We start from the raw sequence: 21,810 nt of genomic DNA, 5'->3' as shown, positions 1-21,810 counted from the left end.
GATCTCGGGGAGCACTTCATCCTACCAATGAGGAGAACCGAACGAATTTATCCACGAGAAGTGCGATCCAAGCAGGTCAAATACCCCGTAAAAAAAATGCCAGTCAGCTCTTAACTGACTGGCATTAGGCGTGAAGCCGGTTTTTTTATAACTGCTATCAGTGCTTAGAAGTCGTATTGGAAACCAAGACGAACACTCCAAAGTGATGGTGCGCCGGCACGACCCTGAACCGAATTAATGCGCGGGCTGATTTCTTCGAACACCCACTGGTTCTGGTCATTGATACCGACTTCAACCACATCGACGGTGCGTGGGAAGCTCGCTTCATAAAGCACGCCCCAGTCATCGTTCAGCAAGTTGGTGAAGTTATCAACGACCAGGTAGACGCTTGAGCGGTGACCGTCCATAAAGCCAGGTAATTCCTGCTCTACTTTCAGGTCTACTTTATGCCACCAGTCACTGTAGAACTCATTACGCGGCGCGATACCACCTGCGTACTGGCTCAGACCTGACGCTTCAATAAACGCCAGGAATTCCTGAATATCGGCACTGCTTAAGCTGTCACCCCAAACCACATTGCTGTCATCGATACCAGTTGGTACGTAGAGCAATGAGCGGCCGCTGGTAATGTCACCCACCGGTGCGTCCATGGTAAAACTATAAGGACGACCTTTGTTGGCTGAACCAAACAGGCTGAACAGCGTTTCGTAACCTGAGAAAAACTCGTGCGTGTAAGTACCACGGAAGGTAAAGCGATGCGGGATCTCATAGTTCGAGGTCGCAACGCCCGGATTTTCCGCGTCAGCAGTCGCCAGGTTGGTGTAGTTTGAATAGGCCACAGAGCTGGTCATCGGGTTAACGTCTTCAGCTTTGTTCCAGGCATAGGCAAGTGACCAGTCAAAGCCCCATTCGTGCTGCTTTGACACCGCAAGGCTAATGCTGGTCTGCTCGCCAGAGTCACCCTCGACGTTGGTCAGTAAGAACGCATCTGAGCCGCTGCGCGAGTAGATTGGGCGACCGTCTGGTGCAGTACCTGATTGCGTGGCGCGCAAATCACGAATAATTGCGGCGTCTTCTTTACGGGTATGTAAGAAATCAGCCATCAATACATAATCGTTCTCGGTAACGTAAGTTGCGCCTAAGGCGAACTTCCACTCATTGGGAATTTCGAAATTAGGATCCATGGCGTTGACTGGGCCACGGCCCGCAGCGGTTGCAACTTCCTCAATCATCTCTAACGGAATATCGATGATCGGACTGCCTGAACCGTAATCAAGATCAAACAGATTGACGCCGAAACGATTCGCTTCATACAAGGTAACGCCGTTGTTTGAATAGTTGTTCGACAACCAGACATTCGGATTACCACCGGAGTAAAGACCGAAGCCACCACGAACTTCAAGTTGGTCGTTCACAACCCAGTTCATGCCAACACGCGGCTGTAATAACCCCTCGCCGTCGAGTGTCGCGGTATTTTCAAAGCCGTAAGTGTCAAGGAACGCCTGATTCAGGGTTGGCTTGTCACTCGTGGTATACCAGTCGTAGCGTAAACCAACAGTCAGTGTCAGGTCGTAATTGATGAAGTAGTACTCGTCCTGCGCGTAGAGCGTATTCACAGCATATTTAAACTGTGCCGCACCGTCTTGAGGGTTATTGGTACCCGCGGCATTTTCATAAATAATGCGGTTCACCAGACCATTTTCGAAGTCATCAATAGAGCTAAAGCGGTGTTCACCCTGCGCTTCCTGAATGAACAGGTTGAAAACATCATAGCTTTCGTACTCATAACCAAATGTGAAAGTATGATCATTCAGCAGGTAGGTACCTGAAAGTTTGTAGAACGCAGTGTCGTAGGCCAGTTTGTTGGCATGACGTGAGTCGTCGGCACCGAGGTAAATGGTGTTGCCGTTATGACGAATCTGTACTTCACCGATGTCATTGCCACCTAAAGGTACCACGCGGTTTTCAAGTTCTGAGTAACCGGCGCGGATCTCGGTAGAGAAGTTGTAAGTCCAGTCAGAGTAGAGCTGCGCTACATAAGAGTTGAACTCAGCGCCGCGCTCGTAAAAGTGGTTCGAGAACTCCAGCTCATCGTCATCACCGTCCGACTCGGCAACGGAGTAACCGTCGTTGTAGTTATAGGTGAATGAGGCGCGGTGATCCTGGTTGATATACCAGTCTAACTTGGCCAGGAACTTCTCGTCCTCGACCGGCAGGCTTGATGGGAAACCGCCCGGCTCAAAGCCATAGACATTGCGGGCAATATTCGCAATGCGATCCAGGTCAGCCTGCGTCACGCCCAGCACAGGGGTGGCGACGTTGGCATCTTCAGGGCCACGGTCAAAGGTGTCAGAACCTTCCAGTTTCTCATAGGCAACGAAGGCAAACAGCTTGTCTTTCAGCAATGCGCCACCGGTATTAAAGCCATAACGCTTCTCATTAAACGCACCGATACTCACCGGCTCGCCTTCAAGTTCGTCACCGGTCAGTGAATCGTTGGTGTAGTCAAAGAAGACGCTACCAAACAATTCATTCTCACCTGATTTGGTGACGGCGTTAATATTACAGGCGGTAAAGCCACCGTACTGTACGTCAAAAGGTGCCAGCTCAACCGATACCTGCTCAATGGCATCATACGAGAATGGCATCCGTTCAGTCGGGTAACCACTTGAGTTAAGACCGAAGTTATCGTTGGTACGTACGCCATCAACGGTCAGGCTGTTAAACCGCGGGTTACCACCGCCACACTGAATGTCACGGGCGTTGGTTTCATTGATATAGATACGCGGGTCGATTTGCACCACGTCTTTAATATCACGGTTCGGTGCCGGCTGTTCCTGCAAATCACTGAGATTGAAGTTGGAAGCCGGGCTGGTTGAGCCTGAGGTCATGGTCAGTCGCTGCCCTGCAACTTCAATACGCTCGACACTTTGTTGCGAAATTTGCACGCTGACGTTTTCGGTTTCACCGAGCGTCAGGTAGACGTTATCGACCACGCGGCGATTGCCCATCGAGTCGGTAACTGTCAGTGTGTAAGGACCACCGACGGCCAGACCACGGGCAGAAAACAAGCCGTTTTCGTTGGCTGTCAGGGTAGTGCTGGTACCGGTGCGCTCATCACGCAAAGTCACAGTGGCGTTAGCTATTGTTTGGCCAGTTGTCTCGCTGGTGACTACACCACGAATACTGGAGGATGTTTCTTGCGCCGTTGCTGTTGCTGACAAGCCAACGGCAAGCGCTACTGCAGCGGCAATATGGTTGGGTTTATTGTTGAACATGATGCTGCTTTCCTGGTTTGTAGTTAGAACAATTTTCGTTGTTAGAACACAGAGCTTAAGGCGCCTCTATGACAGATTGATGAAATAATAGTCAAAAAATGCGCATGTCACACTTTTTTGTTGCGTTTGTTCTTTTTGGCTATTTCACGTTTCTCGCGAAAGAAGTTCTGTAGCAAGGTTGCCGATTCCTGCTCCAGCAGACCGCTAAAGATCTCAACTTTATGGTTAGTGGAGCTGTGGTTTAGCACCTCAATGGCCGTGCCTGTCGCCCCGGTGCGTGGGTCTTTCGCCGCAAAAACAAGAGTCTTAATCCGGGCATGGGTGATTAAGCCCGCGCACATGGCACACGGCTCCAGCGTTACATATAAGGTGGTATCAACTAAACGATAATTGTTCAGGTAACGACCGGCGGCACGAATAGCTTGTGCTTCGGCGTGAGCGGAAGGGTCACTGTTGCGGATCACCTCGTTAAAGCCTTCGCCAATAATTTTGTTATCAGCGACGACAACTGCACCAACAGGAACTTCGCCGATAACTTCGGCTTGGTGAGCAAGTTCCAGTGCGCGTTGCATGAAGCGTTCGTGTTGTTGCATTGGCAAGGTCTACTATAGAAAGCATCTGAGGCGCATTCTAAAAAAAAGCCCCCGCAATTGCGAGGGCTTTGTACTTTTCTCAAGCTTCTCTAGCTGCTTGACTTAGAAGTTGTAACGCAGACCTACTTTCACGGTCCATGCTGAACTGAAGTCAACAGTATCGAAGTTGTTCGGGTAGTATCCGTTGTAGACGGGGTCGAGAATGTACTGACCTTGGTCATTCAGACCACCAAAGTCATACAAGGGTACTTGTGGATAGCGCAGGCGGCGCTCAATACCCCAGTCATCGTTCAACAGATTAGCAAAGTTGTCGATGGTGAAGTAAAGCGTACCTTTTTGGCCTTCCATAAGTCCCGGAAGCTGCTGCTGGATGCTCAAGTCAACTTTAGTAACCCAAGGCTGGTTATGCGTGTTACGGTCAAGGATGTAACCTTCGCCACCGTATGCAATACCGGCATTGTCCAACAACATCTGTACTTCGTTCCAACTGATTGAATTGTCCCAATCAACATTTGGATCGTCGGCACCTGATGGGATGTATGGCAGATAAGCTGATTGAGTATAGAAGTTTTCAAATGCGGTATCGCCGAAGTCGCCGTCACGGAACATGCCCATGACATAGCTGAATGGACGGCCAGAGCGGCGCTCGTAGTACATATTGAAGCGCGTTTCGTAGCCGCTGAAGAACTCATGGCTGTAACCAAGAGTAAACTTCAGGCTATGTTCGATTTCAAAGTTACCAGTAGCGTTGAACGCTTGGTTACGGCTTTTCGCAACATAGTGACGGTAGTTACTATGTGCTTGCGAAGAGGAACCTGAACCATTTTCTTCGATGTCCTGGTAGGTGTAGCTAGCAGTGAAACGGATACCATTATCCCACTGTTTCGCTAATGACTGAGAGAAGATCAGGCTGTTGCCCGCGTCTGGCGAGTTGGTCAGCATGATATCGTAGTTCTGTGCACGGTCACCTTCGTAGCGCGTTTCATAAATAATGCGCTCACCGTCTGCAGCAGTGTCTACCGGCTGAATAGCGGTGTTGTACCATACCACCTGATCTTCAATGCGCTTGTAGACAAAAGAGGTCGTCGCACTGTAATCATCACCAAGGTAAGGAATCGACAGGTCGTAGTCGAAGGCTAACTGGGCGCGCCAGTCACTTGGTAAGTCAAAGTTAGGATCAGTGTAGTTGGTGCTACCATTACCTTGAACCAGCGAGTCTTTGATTTCTTGCGGAACGCGGGTGAAATCAACACCGGTGCGGCCGTTAAAGTAATCGTTGATCGCATTTTGCGGAGCCTGTACCAGGGTAATACCGTCTTTGGTGAACGGGTTGGTGTACCACACATTCGGTAAACCACCGTAGAAACGACCCAAGCCGCCACGTACCACTAAGCTACTATCGGTGTAGTAGGTAAAGTTGATGCGTGGTAACAGGATATCAAGACCATCCAGGTTTTCCTGATTAGTGAAACCATAGGTCGCCAGGAAGTTTTCATTCAGAGTCGGGGTATCGTCTGAGCTGATACGCTCATAACGCAGACCTGCGCTTACTTCCAATGCTGGGTTTACGTAGAAAGTGTCACCAACATAAAGCGCTAAAGTTGAGCGATCAACTTCATAAGCGGCATCTTCAGGGTTGTTGGTGTAAGCATTCTGGTAGCTGAACTGGTAGTTACCACGCCAGTCTGAGTCAACGATTCCAGCTTCAAAGTCATCGAGGCTACCAAAGGTCCAGGTACCACGTGAATCAGGAACGAATTTATTGTAAAGGCTCAGCTGTTCGTGCTGAATACCGAACTCAATTTCGTGGTCGCCCATCAGGTAGGTGGCATCGAAATTCAGAGTCAGATTATCGTTCTTGATCAAGTTTGCGTGGCGATAGCGATCTGCACCAAAGGCAACAGTTGGTCCACGGTTATACAGATCGACGTCGATTTCGCCCAACTCAGAGTTAGTAATCGAGTTTGCTTCAACATCTTTGTAAGTGATACCGAATTCGGTAACAAAGTTTGCTGCCCAGTCACTGTACAGTCGCGCACTGATGTTGTTCATGCGCGTGTGATAGATATACCGACGTGAATTAAGTTCAACGTACGAGCCACCAGTAGAGTAGTTACGCTCTTCGGCGTTGTCCTGCCACTGGTAAGTCACATCGAAACGATGATTATTGTTAACGTTCCAGCTTACTTTGGTCAGCCACTTACGGTCTTTATCTTCCGGGTCACCGCCTAAGCTATCGGAAATACCGTAACCTTCGAGCGCGGTCATGAAGTCGTTAAATTCTTGCTCGGTGATATAGAATTCGTTAGCTGCACCGCTGCCTTCGAAGCCATAGTCAAGGTCAAGCGAACGTGTCCACTCTTCATAGCTGGTGAAAAAGAACAACTTGTCCTGCATGATAGGACCGCCGAACGAAAGACCGAAAGTTGAAGTTTCCTGAATAGACTCAACTTCTTCAGTACGATAAGTACGGTAGCCATTTTCATCGGTGTCACGATAGTTTTCGCGCAGGGCTTGTACATCACCTTTCATATCTGGGGTGGAGATTTCATAGAAAACTTCACCTTCGAATTCATTCGTACCTGACTTAGTTACCGCGTTAATAGTACCGCCAGAAAAGTCACCTTTTTTTACTGAAAAAGGAGCGGCATCTACAGAGATTTGCGCAATTGCGCTAAGTGCAACAGGCGCTTGCTGGGTCGGGTAACCGCCATAGTTAAGACCGAAGTCATCGTTCTGGCCAATACCGTCAACGGTGATGCTGTTAGTACGCGGGTCGCCACCAGCGATCGTCATTTCGCCGGCACCGTTAATCGTTACCATTGGGTTAAGACGAGCGATATCTTTCAAGTCGCGGTTTAGCGTCGGCATATTATCGATCGTTTCTTCGCCGTAGGTACTCGCTGCACCGCCACTTTCCATGCGCACTGCTGCGCCAGAAACTACGATACGCTCCATCGCAGCGCTTTCCAACTGACGGTTCAGACGGAAGGTCTCACCAAGGTCCAGGTACACATTTTCCAGAACGGCATCGCGGAACTGGTCTGAGTCTAAAGTAATAGTATATGGACCGCCGACGCGAAGACCTTTTGCAGAAAAGGCACCTTCAGCGTTGGTGACGAACTCACTCACGGTTCCGGTTGGCTGGTGTACAAGAATAACTTTGGTGTTTGCTGCTGGATTACCTTGAGGACCGGTAATCAAGCCACGCATCGAGGAGGAAGTTTCTTGTGCAATTGCTGGCATCGAGGCTAAGCCAAGACTAATAGCAATGACACTCGCTAAGCGCGAAAATCGCAGAGGTGTACTCATCTTTCTAAATTTCCTGGGTTGTGGTTTAAAAAAATTCTGAAAGGCAATACTGCGTTATTAATGAGCCTTGAAATTATCTAACTAATCTTTTGTAACACGGCAGTGTGTCAAAAATGTGACAGTATTTTAATCAACTTCGATTCTAATTGCACCGATAATCTGGAACTAATACAGTAAAAAAATGTCTCAGCGCTCCTTGAAAAATGGTGAGAAAATTGTATGAAGCCTGCTTTAGCAAGTGTTGTAGCACTATTTGTCTTTGCCTCAACTGGATGTGATATGCCGAAAAAAAATGTTCAAGCTCCGGTAACGCTACGTGTGGCCACTTTTAATGTCAGTATGGACGCGTCCAACTATCTGGCTGCGGAAGACTGGCAAAGCAAGGGTGCAGAGGCGTTACCGCAGGCGCTCGAAGACGCGCATCCGCAAATAAGGGCGATTGCCGAAATTATTCAACATATCCGCCCTGACATTCTGGTGCTTAACGAATTTGACTACTTACCCCAGAAAAATGTACTGCAACAGTTTCAGCAGCAGTTTCTGGCGGTAAGTCAAAACGGTGAAGCGCCGATTCACTATGAGCATGCTTTTATTGCACCGGTCAATACCGGTCGCCCCAGCCCGTTTGATTTGAATCGCGATGGGAAAACGTCGGGAGTCGGGGATGATGCCTGGGGTTATGGTAACTACCCGGGACAGTATGGAATGGCCGTGTTGTCTCGTTTTCCGATTGACCGGGAGGCGACCCGAACCTTCCAATACTTTAAATGGCGTGATCTGCCCGGCGCCTTGCAGCCGTTGCTGCCAGGCACGCATGAACCCTGGTACAGCCCCGCGGCGTGGGCGGAGATGCCGTTAAGCGCAAAGTCACATTGGGACGTTAAAATTGACGTCAGCGGCTATGCGCTACACCTATTGGTAAGCCATCCAACGCCACCTGTCTTTGACGGCGAGGAAAACCGTAATGGGCGGCGCAACTTTGATGAGATCCGCTTCTGGCAGGAATACGTCAGTCATCTGGATGATGATTTTATTTACGATGATCAAGGGCGGCGCGGCGGTCTGGCAGACGAGCAGCGCTTTGTGATTGCCGGCGATTTGAATGCGTCGGTAGAAAGTGCGGATAATATTCCCGGAGCCATTGCACAGTTACTGGAACACCCGGCGATTCAAGGCTCGTTTACGCCAACCAGTGCCGGCGGGCTGGAGAACATGCCGGAAAATCCGCAGGCGGTTGAGCACACGGCCAGTTGGCGAAAACGCGCTGATTATGTGTTGCCATCCAGCTACGGTATCCGGATTATTGATGGCGGAGTGTTCTGGCCGCGAGAAGGCGAAGCGAAAGCTGAGCTGGTGGAGTCGCGCGAGAGCTCATCTGATCACCGCCTGGTCTGGCTTGACATTCAATTGCGGTAAATTTCACAAAAATGTCGTAGATTCATAAAAGTGTCATATTGCCACGCAATAATGGCCGTCAAACAACGACTAGGTGAAGCAACAATGTCACGAAAAATTCTGATTGTTGAAGATGAAGCGCCCATTCGCGAAATGCTTAGCTTTGTCATGGAGCAGCATGGCTACCAAGCGGTAGAAGCGAACGATTACCAGGTTGCCCTGGAAAAAATTGTCGAGCCATTTCCCGATATGATTTTATTGGATTGGATGCTACCGGGCGGCTCCGGCATACAGTTGGCCAAGAAACTTAAGAGTGACGACTTCACCCGTGGTATTCCGATAATCATGCTAACGGCCCGTGGCGAAGAGGAAGACAAGGTGCGCGGCCTGGAAGTAGGGGCGGACGATTATATTACCAAACCCTTTTCACCAAAGGAGCTCATGGCTCGTATGCGCGCAGTGTTTCGCCGTGTCGCACCGACGGCGCTCGATGAGCCGCTGGAAATTGAGGGGTTAAAGCTGGATCCTATCTCGCACCGGGTGAGTGCGTTCGATGAGCGTCTGGATATGGGCCCAACAGAATTTAAGTTATTACACTTCTTTATGACGCACCCGGATCGCGTGTATAGTCGTGAGCAACTCCTCGATAATGTATGGGGCACCAATGTTTATGTGGAAGATCGTACCGTGGACGTGCATATCCGCCGTTTGCGTAAAGCCATTGAAGCCCATGGCCATGACCGCATGGTGCAGACTGTGCGCGGCGTTGGTTACCGATTTTCACCGCGCTAAGTCAAAGAATGTGGTAATTCATGGATAAACGATTTTCGGCAGTTTTTATCCTGCGCGGTTTTTTGTGGTATGTCGCGCCACTGGCCATTCTTGGCTGGCTGTTCGGCTACTTCTGGCAGGTTTTGAGTGCCGGTCTGCTAGCCATTCTTGCCTGGCATTACTTCTATCAGTACAAATTAGTCGATTGGCTTTGGCATCGTCGCACCATGTTGCCACCCAGAGCGCCGGGAAGCTGGAGTTACATTTACGACGGCATTTATCGCACTCAGCGTCGCAGTCAGCAGCGGCGGCGTGCGCTTGCCCGTATTTTACGGCGTTTTCGTGAAGCCTCGGAAGCAATTCCAGATGCCGCCATCGTATTTCGTCAGGATGGTGGTCTTATCTGGTGCAATAAGCTCGGGCAATTTTATTTTGGCTTGAAATGGCCAGCCGACACCGGTATTCGCCTGTCCAGTTTGATTCGTCACCCGGAATTTATCAATTACCTGCAAAAAGGCGACTACAGCGAGGCCATGCATCTGGCGTCACCGGTGCGGGAAGATATTGAGCTGGAAATTAGAATCATGCCTTATAGCGACGATCAGTATCTGTTGATGGCGCGTGATGTGACGCAGCTACGACGACTGGAGCAAATGCGTAAAGACTTTGTCGCCAACGTGTCGCATGAACTCAGAACGCCGCTAACGGTTATCCAGGGCTACCTTGAGATGCTTGGTGATGATCACGCGGTGTTGCCTCCCGCTTTGTTGAAGAAAGCTGTCGCTGACATGGAAGGGCAGGCGACACGTATGCGTAATCTGGTCGACCAACTGTTGTCGCTGTCGCGTATTGACTCGGCCCGCGGTGATATTTTTGAGCGTGTGGTTGCGGTACCTGACTTATTGCGACATTTGCAGCAAGAGGCTGAGCAGTTGAATCAGGACAAGCGCCACGAAATTATTTTTGAGATCTGTGACTATGCTATGTACGGTCGTGAGGATGAACTACGCAGTGTGTTTGCCAACCTGCTGACCAACGCGATCCATTACACGCCAGCTGGTGGCCGCATCAAGATACGTTGGCGTCCGGTAGGTAAGCAGCTCGAATTCAGTGTCAGTGATAACGGGCCGGGTATTCCGGCCGAACATCTACCGCGGCTAACCGAGCGGTTTTATCGACTGGATAAAGATCGCAATAGCAGCAAGGGTGGCTCAGGGCTTGGTCTGGCCATCGTAAAACAGGCAGTTGAGCATCACCACTGTAAACTCAACATTGATTCAGTACCGGGCCGTGGCTCAACCTTTAGCGTGCGGGTACCCGAAGAACTCGTCGTGGCGCCTGGTAAAAACGTCGAATCACTTACGCATTCGCAACGATGACGTTAATTGGGCAAAATATGACAGAAACATAGTAAATGTCATTAAACTGTCACATTGACGCCTTAAACTCTGCGGTGTTCATTAAGAAAAGCTGAGTTTTCAGCATTGACACTTGGAGTCCTTATGAAAGTGAAATCAACACTTATTGCTTTGAGCGTAGCCGGTTTAGTGGCGACCTCTGCGCACGCGCAAAAACCGACCGATAATCTGCCTGAATATGAAAAAGTAAGCGGTCTTTCAGGAAACCTGTCTTCTGTGGGCTCAGACACGCTTGCGAATATGATGACCTTCTGGGCCGAAGAGTTTAAGCGTCTGTACCCGAACGTCAATATGCAGATCCAGGCGGCTGGTTCTTCAACCGCGCCTCCGGCCTTGACTGAGGGAACGTCAAACTTTGGTCCAATGAGCCGTGCTATGAAGTCAAAAGAAATTGAAGCCTTTGAAAAGCACCACGGCTATAAGCCGACCCCTGTGCGCGTTGCTATCGACGCATTGGCAGTCTTCGTACATAAAGACAACCCGATTGAAGGCATGACCATTGCTGAAGTAGACGCTGTATTCAGTAATACCCGCCTGTGTGGCGCGACCAGCCAGGTACAACGCTGGGGTGACCTTGGTCTGACGGGTAGCTGGGCAAACCGTGACCTACAGCTTTATGGCCGCAACTCAGTTTCAGGTACCTATGGTTATTTCAAAGAAGTCGCACTATGTGACGGTGACTTTCGTCCGAACGTGAACGAACAGCCTGGTTCGGCTTCAGTGGTGCAGTCAGTATCAACTTCACTGAACGCAATTGGCTATTCAGGTATTGGCTATCTGACCTCAGGTGTGAAAACCGTTCCTATCGCTGTTGAAGAAGGTGGTGAGTATGTTGACGCAACAACTGAAAGCGCGCTGGCAGGTAAGTACCCACTTGCTCGCTTCCTATACGTTTATGTGAACAAGCATCCGAACAAGCCACTGGATCCAGCCACTGCTGAATTCCTGAAAATGGTGCTTTCAAAAACCGGACAAGAAATTGTCGACAAAGACGGCTATATTCCATTGCCAAAAATGGTAGTCGAACAAGAGCTCGAAAAACTCGGCTTGAACTAAGTTCGTCAAAAACCCGGCTCTGCCGGGTTTTTTATCCAAAAGCGTGGTTCGTTGTTCGAACGCTGCGCTCCTCGAGTAACGAAAAGCGTAGCGCTCGAAGAGTGAGGCGAAGCCGAACGTACGAATAACGCTTTTGCTTTTTTCGTTAAATGTCACTTTTATGACGGTGCTGTAACAGTAGTGTCATATTTCTGCTTTATACTTCCCGCAGTGAAAAATTTAAATTGCACAACCACTCGAGGTTAAGATGGCGGCAGCAAAACCCTCCATGGGAGCCAGCAATTACCGACTCTTCAAAGACCGCGCGGCGCGCTGGAGCGTTAGCTTCGGTGGCGTCATGGTCTTGGTCGCACTGTTGCTGATCTTCTTCTATTTGCTCTATGTTATTGAGCCCATTTTCCGTGGCGTTGAAATTAATCATCAGCGCAGCTTTGAAAGCCCCGGGGATAACGTCGTTGCTATGGGGATGGAAGAGCAATCGGAAATTGGCTATCAATTCACTGCAGACGGCGAAATTATTTACTTCGCTTTGCAATCAAAGCGCGGTACTGACTGGCAACCGGGTCAGGAATTGCTACGCGGTCAGCTGACCGAGCAACAACCAACGACCTTTACACAAACTCAGCCGCAGAATAATCGCTATGCTTATGCGGTGCCCGGTGGGGCGGTGCGGTTGGTAGAGCCAAAATTCATTAATCGCTTTGTTGATGGCGAAATGCAGGTCGAGCCGCGTATCGGTGAAGTGAATGAAGGCAAGCTTATCCAGGTTGATCCGCAGCAACAGGATCTAACCAAGTTAGCTTATGAGTATGACGGTGAGTCAAAACTGTTTGCTGCTGAAACAGTTGATCAGCGTGTGATCGTTAACTTTATTCAGGCCAAGCGTAACTTTCTTAGTGGCGAGGTTGAGCTCGACTCGAAAGTCAGCGAGCTACCTATTACCGGCGGCATTGATCAGATTCGGGTGACGCCTGATCTGCGTCAGGTGCTGGTACGTCAGAAGAATCGTTTTTGGGTCTTTGATGTCACCCGCGCTGGTACGGTTCGCGAGCGTCAGTTGATTACCCTCGATAGCCGTCGTTTTGGTCAGGTCAACACCATGGTGCTGCTGGCAGGCGCAAGCTCCGTACTGTTTGGCCACGACAATGGTAAAATTACCCAGTGGTTTGAAGTCGCTGGCGATGATGGCCGTCGCTATCAGTTCATTCGAGACTTTCAGGCAGCTGACAATGCCATTACCGATATCGTAGTTGAATACTATCGCCGTACTTTCTATACCATTGCCGAAAATGGTGACGTCGGTGTTTTCCATACCACCTCAGAAGCGGAGCTTTACCGCGGTCAGCCTGACGGTTATCAGGCCGATAATCTGGTCATTGATCCGCGGGCGAACACGCTGCTGATGCGTGAAGGCAATCAGCTGCATGTCTTTGATCTGATTAATGAGCACCCGGAAGTGACCTGGAGTGGCTTATGGCAGGAAGTGTGGTATGAGGGCTATCCAGAGCCGGATTACGTTTGGCAGTCGACCTCAGGTTCAGATGACTTTGAGCCCAAGTTCAGTCTGGTGCCAATTTCATTCGGTACTATTAAAGCCGCCGCCTATGCCATGCTGTTTGCGGTACCTATTGGTCTTGCCGCAGCTATATATACGGCATACTTCATGTCGCCGGGCGTGCGCAAGGTCGTGAAACCCACCGTAGAAATTATGGAAGCGCTACCGACGGTGATCCTCGGCTTCCTGGCAGGCCTGTGGCTGGCTCCGGTGATTGAAGATTATTTGCCGGGAATTATAGCCGTCATCATACTCGTGCCCCTGGCTATAGTGTTGTTTGCGTTACTAACGTCAAAAATGCCGCAAGCGATACGTAGCCGTTTAACCGATGGTCGTGCCTCACTCATTCTGTTGCCGTTGGTGGCATTGGTAGGCTGGTTCTCATTCCAGTTATCGCCGGTGATTGAAAACCTCATGTTTGACGGTAACGTGCGCGAGTATTTAACCAATGAGTTGGGCATTACCTTTGACCAACGTAACTCTTTGGTGGTGGGTATTGCTATGGGCTTTGCGGTTATCCCAACCATTTTCTCGATTGCCGAAGATGCGGTATTCAGTGTGCCCAAGCATTTATCAAATGGCTCGCTGGCGCTGGGTGCGACTACCTGGCAAACCCTGACCAAAGTGGTGCTGCTAACCGCGAGTCCGGGTATTTTCTCAGCTGTCATGATGGGCTTAGGCCGCGCAGTAGGTGAGACCATGATTGTGCTGATGGCAACGGGTAATACGCCGATTATGGACTGGAATATTTTTGAAGGAATGCGCACCTTGTCGGCCAACATCGCCGTTGAAATGCCCGAGTCAGAAGTGGGTAGCTCGCACTACCGTATTCTGTTCCTGGCGGCATTTGTACTCTTTGTTTTCACCTTCGCGTTTAATACGGTGGCAGAACTTGTACGCCAGCGGTTACGTGAAAAATATAGCTCGATGTAAGCGAGAGGATTTCCATGAAGCAATGGTTTAACTCAGGAAAACCCTGGATCTGGCTCACTGCTGGATCGGTAAGTATCAGCTTAATCGCCGTCATTGGGCTGTTGGTTCTGATTGGCTGGCGCGGTCTGTCGTTCTTCTGGCCTACTGCCATTCACGAAATGGAAGTACGGGCCAATGATGGCTCGGTGTCGACCATTATCGGCGAAGTCTATGACACTGAAACTATTCCGCTGGAGCGTTTGCGGGAGTCAGGGGTTGAACTGGCGAACTACGATGAAGAAACGCTGGAACGCTGGTTGATCAAAGTCGGTAACCGCGAATATGTTCCGCTTGATTTTACCTGGGTGCTGGCACCACAAATCGTGCGTGACGAAACACCTGCAGATTTAGCGAAACTTGAGCGCTCGAAAGACGGTAACTTCTACGGTTATGTTGTTGATGTGCTGGAAAACGGCGAGTCTGTGGCACACGGCGAGAACGTACGGGAGGTTCTGGAACAGCGTATTGAGCGCGTGGTTGAACTAAACGAGCAAGCGGCAGATTTGCAGGACAGCGAAATCGGTGCCATCAACTATCAGTTGAACGAATTACGCCTGGAGCGTCGTGCGCTGGAGCTTGAAGGTGAGTTAACCGAGGCAGAGAAAGCGCGTATTGCGGCCGAAGAAGAGCAATTACGTCAGGACTATCAGGTTCTTGAAGACAAGCTTTTTGCCCTGCGTGAGCAGGCCAGCCGAGATGCGGTGGTCATGCGTGATATGCGCGGCGCAGAAGTGACCTTACCTATGTATCGCATGTTGGCGGTGTACTATCCGAATGACATGAATATACTTGAGAAAATCGGTCATTTCTTTGGTCAAATTGGTAACTTTGTCAGCGAGAATCCGCGCGAAGCCAATACCGAAGGCGGCGTATTTCCAGCTATCTTCGGTACTGTCTTTATGGTCTTGCTGATGTCGGTAATTGTCACGCCGTTTGGTGTCGTAGCCGCGATTTATCTACATGAATATGCAGGCAAAAACGCAGTGACACGGCTGATACGCATTGCCGTCATTAATCTCGCTGGTGTTCCGTCGATTGTATACGGAGTATTTGGTCTTGGCTTCTTCGTCTACATGGTAGGTGGTTCACTTGACCAAATTTTCTACCCGGAAGCTTTGCCAAGTCCGACCTTCGGTACCCCGGGTGTAATGTGGGCAGCGATTACGCTTGCTATCCTGACGCTTCCTGTAGTGATTGTTTCCACTGAGGAAGGCTTGTCACGGATTCCAAGTACCTTGCGTGAGGGTAGCCTGGCACTTGGCGCAACCAAAGCGGAAACCTTATGGCGTATCATTATACCCATGGCATCACCGGCGATTATGACCGGACTGATTCTGGCGGTAGCCCGTGCTGCGGGTGAGGTTGCACCACTGATGCTGGTCGGCGTCGTGAAGTCAGCACCGATGTTACCGGTCGACGGCAACTTCCCGTATTTCCATCTGGATCGGAAGTTTATGCACTTAGGTTTCCATATTTATGATGTGGGCTTCCAGAGCCCGAACGTTGAGGCTGCACGACCACTGGTGTACGCAACCTCATTCTTACTGGTTACCGTCATTGTCGGTCTGAATTTAACCGCCATCGGTGTGCGTAACCATTTACGTGAAAAATATCGCTCACTTGAGCACTAATTAACGAAGCAGAAGCGAAAAGGTCTTACTATGATTTCGGTAACTCCGACAAACCAACAGACAGAAAGTCTTGATTTGGACAATTTAACTGCGGAACAGACCGCAATGGAAATTCGCAATTTGAATCTGCATTACGGCGATGCTCAAGCTTTGTATGATATTTCCATGGCGATTCCAAAGAACCGCGTCACCGCATTTATCGGCCCTTCAGGTTGTGGTAAGTCAACGCTGCTGCGCTGTATTAACCGCATGAATGACCTGGTAGAAATTTGTAAGGTGAACGGACAAATCCGCTTGCACGACAAAAATATCTACGACAAAGATGTCGATGTCGCAGAACTGCGCCGTCGCGTCGGTATGGTATTCCAGCGCCCCAACCCGTTTCCGAAGTCAATCTATGAAAACGTGGTGTATGGTATGCGCTTGCAGGGCGTCAATGACCGTCGTACCTTAGACGAAGTTGTTGAGCGCTCACTGAAAGGTGCTGCCCTTTGGGACGAAGTAAAGGATCGTCTTAACGCCAGTGCCTTTGGTCTTTCCGGTGGTCAGCAGCAACGTCTGGTGATTGCGCGCGCTATCGCCATTGAGCCAGAGGTTTTACTGCTCGATGAGCCAACTTCGGCACTTGACCCAATTTCAACACTGACCATCGAAGAGTTGATTACTGAGTTAAAAGAGAAGTACACCGTGGTCATCGTTACGCATAACATGCAGCAGGCGGCGCGGGTATCTGATCAAACGGCGTTTATGTACATGGGTAAACTGATTGAGTATGCCGATACCAACACATTGTTTACCACGCCAACGCAGAAACAAACCGAAGATTATATTACTGGCCGCTACGGTTAACAGGAGTCAGGCATGGATAAACTAAATACAGGCCGGCATATTTCCGGCAAATTCAATGACGAGCTCGACGCCGTCCGTACCCAGGTTATGAACATGGGTGGCTTGGTTGAGCAGCAATTGCGCGACTCGTTAACGGCAATTGAGAAGTCTGACCATGAATTGGCCGAAAAGATTTTGCAACGCGATTACAAAATTAACGCGCTGGAAGTACAGATCGACGAAGCATGTGTGCAGATTATTGCTAAGCGCCAACCGGCAGCCAGCGATCTGCGTCTGGTTATTGCCATCTTCAAGACCATTGCTGATCTTGAACGTATTGGTGATGAGGCAGAGCGCATTGCGCGTGTGGCATTAGAGAGCTTCAACAATGACCAGCAGCAGTTTTTGGTGAGCCTGGAAAACCTCGGCCAGCAGGTATTGGCGATGTTGCACGGCGTACTTGACGCTTTCGCCCGAATGGATCTTGATAGTGCCTACGAAGTGCACCAGATGGATGCACAAGCGGACCGTCAGTACGAAGGCCTTACGCGCCAGTTAATGACCTACATGATGGAAGACCCGCGTGGCATTCCAAAGGTCATGAATGTCCTGTGGTCGGCGCGCTCGCTTGAGCGTATTGGTGACCGTTGTCAGAATATTGCGGAATACATTATTTTCTTCGTGAAAGGGAAAGATGTACGCCACGTGTCGCCAGAATCTATGGCCCGCACCGTGGGTCGCGCACAACCTGACAGCGAGTAATTTCTCGCCGATTAAAAAAACCGACATGACCATCCAGGTCATGTCGGTTTTTTTATGTTCGTCAACTAGTAGAGTACGCGGGCGCGAATCGTGCCTTCAATGGCGCGCATTTGCTGCAATAAATCATCAGCAATGGTGCTGTCTTCTGGCGTATCGACGTCAATGACGACATAACCAACTTCGCTGTCTGTTTGCAGGTACTGACCCGAGACGTTGATGTTCTGTTCTGCCAGTAACTGGTTGATTTTGGTAAGCATACCAGGACGATTCTGGTGAATATGCAATAAGCGCCGCGCACCGTGGTGGGCGGGCAGCGATACTTCGGGGAAATTCACTGCCGACAGGGTCGAGCCATTGTCGGAATAATGGGCGAGTTTGCCCGCCACCTCAACACCGATATTCTCTTGTGCCTCCTGAGTCGAGCCACCGACGTGTGGGGTCAGGATACAGTTGTCGATGCCGCGCAAGGGCGACTCGAACACATCATTATTGCTGCTTGGTTCAACAGGAAATACGTCGATGGCGGCACCACCTAAATGACCGTTGCGCAGGCTGTTGGCCAAATCATCAATTGCCACCACAGTGCCGCGGGAAGCGTTAATCAGCAGTGCGCCTTGTTTCATTTTTGCCAGTTGCGGGGCGCTGATCATCCACTGGGTTTGCGCCGTTTCGGGTACATGCAGGGTCACAACGTCGGCCTGTTCGAGTAAGGTGTCTAATGACTCCACCGCGTGCGCATTCCCTAACGGCAGCTTGGTTTCAATATCGTAAAAACGAACTTGCATGCCTAATTGCTCGGCCAGAATACTTAACTGGCTGCCAATGTGACCGTAGCCGATAATACCCAGCACTTTGCCGCGCGCTTCAAAGGAACCATTAGCTGACTTATCCCACTCGCCGCGATGTGCCGCCGCGTTTTTTTGCGGTACACGACGCAAAAGCATGATCATTTCAGCCAGCACGAGCTCAGCCACGCTGCGGGTATTGGAGAAGGGCGCATTGAAAACCACCACACCATGCTGGCGCGCGGCTTTCAGATCCACCTGATTAGTGCCAATACAAAAACAGCCAACGCCAATCAGTTTTTCAGCAGCGGCAAAGACTTTTTCGGTGAGCTGGGTACGTGAGCGAATACCCAGAAAATGTACATCTTTGATGCGCTCGCACAGTTCTTCTTCGTCGAGGGACGTTTTGACATACTCAATGGAATGATAGTCGCGCTGTTTCAGTACATTAACCGCACTTTCGTGCACCCCTTCAAGTAATAAAACTTTGATCCGATCTTTGGCTAAGGATACCTGGCTCATAGGGCTCACTTCAGGGTTTTGATGCCGGCGTCACCGGCAATGATCGCGATATCAGCACCGCGCTGTGCAAACAGACCGTTGGTGACCACACCGACGATATTGTTCAGTTGTTGCTCCAGGTGAATAGGATCAACAATATCAAGATTATGTATGTCAAGGATCCAGTTACCGTTGTCAGTGGTAAAGCCTTCGCGCCAGACCGGGTCGCCGCCTAGTTTAACGATTTGCCGGGCGACATAAGAGCGCGCCATCGGGATGACTTCGACAGGGATAGGAAAGCGCCCCAGACGACCTACCTGTTTTGATTCATCAGCAATACAGACTACTTTTTTCGCCACTGCGGCAATTATTTTTTCACGGGTGAGTGCACCGCCGCCGCCTTTGACCATGCGCATGTGCTCATCAATTTCATCGGCACCATCTACGTAAATGGGTACTTCGGAAACACTGTTAAGATCCACAACACGAATACCATGCTGCTTAAGACGTTCGGTCGAGGCTTCGGAGCTTGAGACTGCGGCTTCAATGTCCTGTTTCAGTTCGGCCAGCGCGTCAATGAAGAAGTTGACCGTTGAACCGGTGCCCACGCCGATAATTGCCTGTGCGGGTAAGTGGTCTTTAACGTAGTCGAATGCTGCTTGTGCAACTTGTTGTTTTAATTGATCTTGAGAGGTTGCCATGCCTGCTTCCTGAGTGAGTGGGCTATGGCGTTTCAGTATACAAGCTTAACTGCGAAAGTCCCATATTTTTGTCGGCGTAATCACCCGCGGCAACGGGACGTCCCAGGGGGCGATCGGCAAGCGCTCGACGCGTTGACAGTCCAGCGCCAGACCAATCGGCTGTAACTGCGGGAAGTGTCCGGCGCGCCAACCCGCCAGAGTGCGATCGTAAAAGCCGCCGCCCATACCCAGGCGATTGCCAATCAGATCAAATCCCACCAGCGGCACCAGCAGAATATCGACGTGCGCCAGCGGCACGATGTGCCGGCAGTCGAGTTGCGGTTCCGGGATGCCATAAGCGTTACTGTGCCAACCTGTAGCGTCACTAATGGCTAACAGCAACAAATGATTTTTGACCACCGGATGTAGCACCGGTAGGGCAAGTTGATGTCCCTGTTGTTGTAGCTTCTCATTAATATCGCCGGTTGGCAGCTCGGCGCGCACACTGTAGTAGCTTCCAACGGTACGGGTCCGTTGCATTTCAGGCAGGGCCAGAAGCTGCCGGGCGATTGCCTGGCCGCCCTGTTGACGCTCTGCGACACTTACCTGCTGCCGTGCGGCTAACAACTGCTTACGCAATTGCTGTCGCTCGGTGCTGCTGTTATTCTGGCTGAATTGTCTTTTCATAGAGCGATTTATAGCATGATGAAACGGTTCCTGACTACGTTAGTTTTAACCGCAGCGCTGAGCACTCAGGTGCTGGCGGCGCCACCGAAAGCACCTCCCCGTGGCGATCAGGGTGAAGGCCCGTACGAGCGGCTGATCCTGCGTGGCGTTAATTTAATTAACGGCGAAGGTGCTCCCATGCAGGGGCCGGTTGATATCGTTATCGAAAACGATCGTATTACCAAAGTGGTCAGTGTCGGAAATCCCGGCGTACCGGTCATTCCCGAGCGCCGCCCGCAGGCGCAGCCGGGTGACAAAGAAATGGACTTAACCGGCCATTACGTATTGCCGGGTTTTGTTGATATGCACGCGCATATCGGTGGCTCTGCTGAGGGCATTCCGGCCGAATACGTGCTGAAGCTGTGGCTGGCGCATGGCATCACGACAGTGCGCGAACCCGGCAGTTTTAACGGTCTGGACTGGACCAGGTGGCATCAGCAACAGGCGCAGAACAATACTATTGTTTCACCGCGCATTATTCCTTATGTGGGCTATGGCATGAATGCCAATGAGCCGATTTTTAAGGCTGAGCAAGCGCGCGAATGGGTACGTGATATCAAGCGCCAGGGCGCGGCCGGCATTAAGTTTTTCGGTGCCCGCCCGGAGATTATCGCCGCCGCGCTTGATGAGGCCCAGCAGCAAAATCTGGGCACCATGATGCACCACGCGCAGCTAAATGTGGTTCGCACCAACGTGGTTGACTCGGCGCGACTGGGCCTTGGCTCCATGGAACACTGGTATGGCTTGCCCGAGGCACTGTTTACCGACCAGGTTATTCAGGATTACCCGGCCGATTACAATTACAATAATGAGCAAGACCGGTTTGCTGCTGCCGGCCGCCTGTGGCAACAAGCCGCAGAACCTGGTAGCGCCAAGTGGAACGCAGTGCGTGACGAACTGATCGCGCTCGACTTTACCATTAATCCAACTCTGACGATTTACGAGGCAAGTCGCGATTTAATGCGCGAGCGGCAGGCCATTTGGCATAACGAATACACGCTGCCACAGCTGTGGGAATTCTTCGAGCCCAGTCGCTATGCGCATGGCTCGTACTGGTTTGACTGGACCACCGACGAAGAAATCGCCTGGCGCAAAAATTACCAGAAGTGGATGACCTTTTTGCAGGACTTTAAAAATCATGGCGGCCGGGTGACGACAGGTTCGGACGCGGGTTATATCTACAAGATTTATGGTTTTGGTCTGATCCGTGAGTTCGAACTGCTGCGTGAGGCTGGTTTTAATGCCCTTGAGGTGATTCAGGCAGCTACGCTGAATGGTGCCGAGGCGCTGGGTCTGGAAGCGGACATCGGCAGTATTGTCCCGGGTAAGAAAGCGGACTTAGTAGTGGTAGCGGAAAACCCACTGGATAACTTTAAAGTACTTTACGGCACCGGTCATTTTAAACTCAATGATAATAATGAGCCGATGCGCACCAAAGGTGTGCGCTATACCATTAAAGACGGCATTGTCTATGACGCGCAGCAGTTACTGGCTGACGTGCGGCGTATTGTGGCGCAGGCAAAAGAAAAAGAGCAACCCTAGGGTTG

The 21,810-nt window shown here is 50.6% G+C and carries 15 protein-coding genes; 9 read left to right on the top strand and 6 right to left on the bottom strand.

The window, feature by feature from the left end; genetic code table 11:
• Positions 1–164 precede the first annotated feature (164 nt).
• The 3 genes from CWI71_RS11135 to CWI71_RS11125 form a co-directional block, all read right to left on the bottom strand.
• Positions 165–3,278, bottom strand: coding sequence for a TonB-dependent receptor (locus tag CWI71_RS11135; protein ID WP_126755344.1), 3,114 nt, complete (start codon positions 3,276–3,278; stop codon positions 165–167).
• A gap of 107 nt (positions 3,279–3,385) precedes the next feature.
• The gene (gene tadA, locus CWI71_RS11130) at positions 3,386–3,871 is read right to left on the bottom strand and encodes a tRNA adenosine(34) deaminase TadA (RefSeq protein ID WP_126755343.1); all 486 of its coding nucleotides are present in this window, start codon (positions 3,869–3,871) and stop codon (positions 3,386–3,388) included.
• 102 nt (positions 3,872–3,973) lie between these two features.
• A complete protein-coding gene (locus tag CWI71_RS11125; RefSeq protein ID WP_126755342.1) occupies positions 3,974–7,183 on the bottom strand; it encodes a TonB-dependent receptor in 3,210 nt (1,069 codons plus the stop codon).
• Between the two features lie 279 nt (positions 7,184–7,462).
• Here CWI71_RS11125 and CWI71_RS11120 point away from each other — a divergent pair, with 279 nt between their 5' ends.
• The 8 genes from CWI71_RS11120 (at position 7,463) to phoU (ending at position 17,571) form a co-directional block, all read left to right on the top strand.
• On the top strand, positions 7,463–8,599 hold the full coding sequence (locus tag CWI71_RS11120) for an endonuclease/exonuclease/phosphatase family protein (RefSeq protein ID WP_198678781.1): 1,137 nt from the start codon (positions 7,463–7,465) through the stop codon (positions 8,597–8,599).
• Between the two features lie 84 nt (positions 8,600–8,683).
• Positions 8,684–9,370 carry a phosphate regulon transcriptional regulator PhoB gene (gene phoB / locus CWI71_RS11115; RefSeq protein ID WP_126755340.1) on the top strand — a complete coding sequence of 229 codons (687 nt, stop codon included), beginning with the start codon at positions 8,684–8,686 and terminating at the stop codon, positions 9,368–9,370.
• A gap of 20 nt (positions 9,371–9,390) precedes the next feature.
• Entirely contained in the window at positions 9,391–10,728 is a 1,338-nt protein-coding gene (phoR, locus tag CWI71_RS11110; protein WP_126755339.1) for a phosphate regulon sensor histidine kinase PhoR, read from the top strand.
• Positions 10,729–10,851: 123 nt separating this feature from the next.
• Positions 10,852–11,823 carry a PstS family phosphate ABC transporter substrate-binding protein gene (locus CWI71_RS11105; RefSeq protein ID WP_126755338.1) on the top strand — a complete coding sequence of 324 codons (972 nt, stop codon included), beginning with the start codon at positions 10,852–10,854 and terminating at the stop codon, positions 11,821–11,823.
• Positions 11,824–12,070: 247 nt separating this feature from the next.
• Positions 12,071–14,311 carry an ABC transporter permease subunit gene (locus CWI71_RS11100; protein ID WP_126755337.1) on the top strand — a complete coding sequence of 747 codons (2,241 nt, stop codon included), beginning with the start codon at positions 12,071–12,073 and terminating at the stop codon, positions 14,309–14,311.
• A gap of 14 nt (positions 14,312–14,325) precedes the next feature.
• Positions 14,326–15,981, top strand: a complete 1,656-nt coding sequence (gene pstA / locus CWI71_RS11095) for a phosphate ABC transporter permease PstA (RefSeq protein WP_126755336.1) — start codon at positions 14,326–14,328, stop codon at positions 15,979–15,981.
• 30 nt (positions 15,982–16,011) lie between these two features.
• Positions 16,012–16,830, top strand: coding sequence for a phosphate ABC transporter ATP-binding protein PstB (gene pstB / locus CWI71_RS11090; protein WP_126755335.1), 819 nt, complete (start codon positions 16,012–16,014; stop codon positions 16,828–16,830).
• 12 nt (positions 16,831–16,842) lie between these two features.
• Positions 16,843–17,571 carry a phosphate signaling complex protein PhoU gene (phoU, locus tag CWI71_RS11085; protein ID WP_126755334.1) on the top strand — a complete coding sequence of 243 codons (729 nt, stop codon included), beginning with the start codon at positions 16,843–16,845 and terminating at the stop codon, positions 17,569–17,571.
• A 65-nt stretch (positions 17,572–17,636) separates the two neighbouring features.
• Here the strand turns inward: phoU and serA are convergent, their stop codons facing one another.
• From serA to CWI71_RS11070, 3 genes are read right to left on the bottom strand one after another with little or no spacing between them, the layout of a single operon-like run.
• A complete protein-coding gene (serA, locus tag CWI71_RS11080) occupies positions 17,637–18,878 on the bottom strand; it encodes a phosphoglycerate dehydrogenase (protein WP_126755333.1) in 1,242 nt (413 codons plus the stop codon).
• 5 nt (positions 18,879–18,883) lie between these two features.
• Positions 18,884–19,558 (bottom strand): ribose-5-phosphate isomerase RpiA, encoded by a 675-nt coding sequence (rpiA, locus tag CWI71_RS11075; RefSeq protein WP_126755332.1) that lies wholly within the window; start codon positions 19,556–19,558, stop codon positions 18,884–18,886.
• A 45-nt stretch (positions 19,559–19,603) separates the two neighbouring features.
• Complete coding sequence (locus CWI71_RS11070; protein ID WP_126755331.1) at positions 19,604–20,224, bottom strand: 5-formyltetrahydrofolate cyclo-ligase; 621 nt, start codon at positions 20,222–20,224, stop codon at positions 19,604–19,606.
• Between the two features lie 18 nt (positions 20,225–20,242).
• On the opposite strand from CWI71_RS11070, the gene CWI71_RS11065 reads away from it, so the two are divergent.
• Positions 20,243–21,805: an amidohydrolase family protein gene (locus CWI71_RS11065; protein WP_241967726.1), complete on the top strand. Its 1,563-nt coding sequence runs from the start codon at positions 20,243–20,245 to the stop codon at positions 21,803–21,805.
• Positions 21,806–21,810 lie beyond the last annotated feature (5 nt).

Source organism: Pseudidiomarina insulisalsae (assembly GCF_003987065.1).
Classification (GTDB): Bacteria; Pseudomonadota; Gammaproteobacteria; order Enterobacterales; family Alteromonadaceae; genus Pseudidiomarina; species Pseudidiomarina insulisalsae.
The sequence above is the reverse complement of the archived record's forward strand: the minus strand, read 5'-3'. Positions and strand labels throughout refer to the sequence as shown.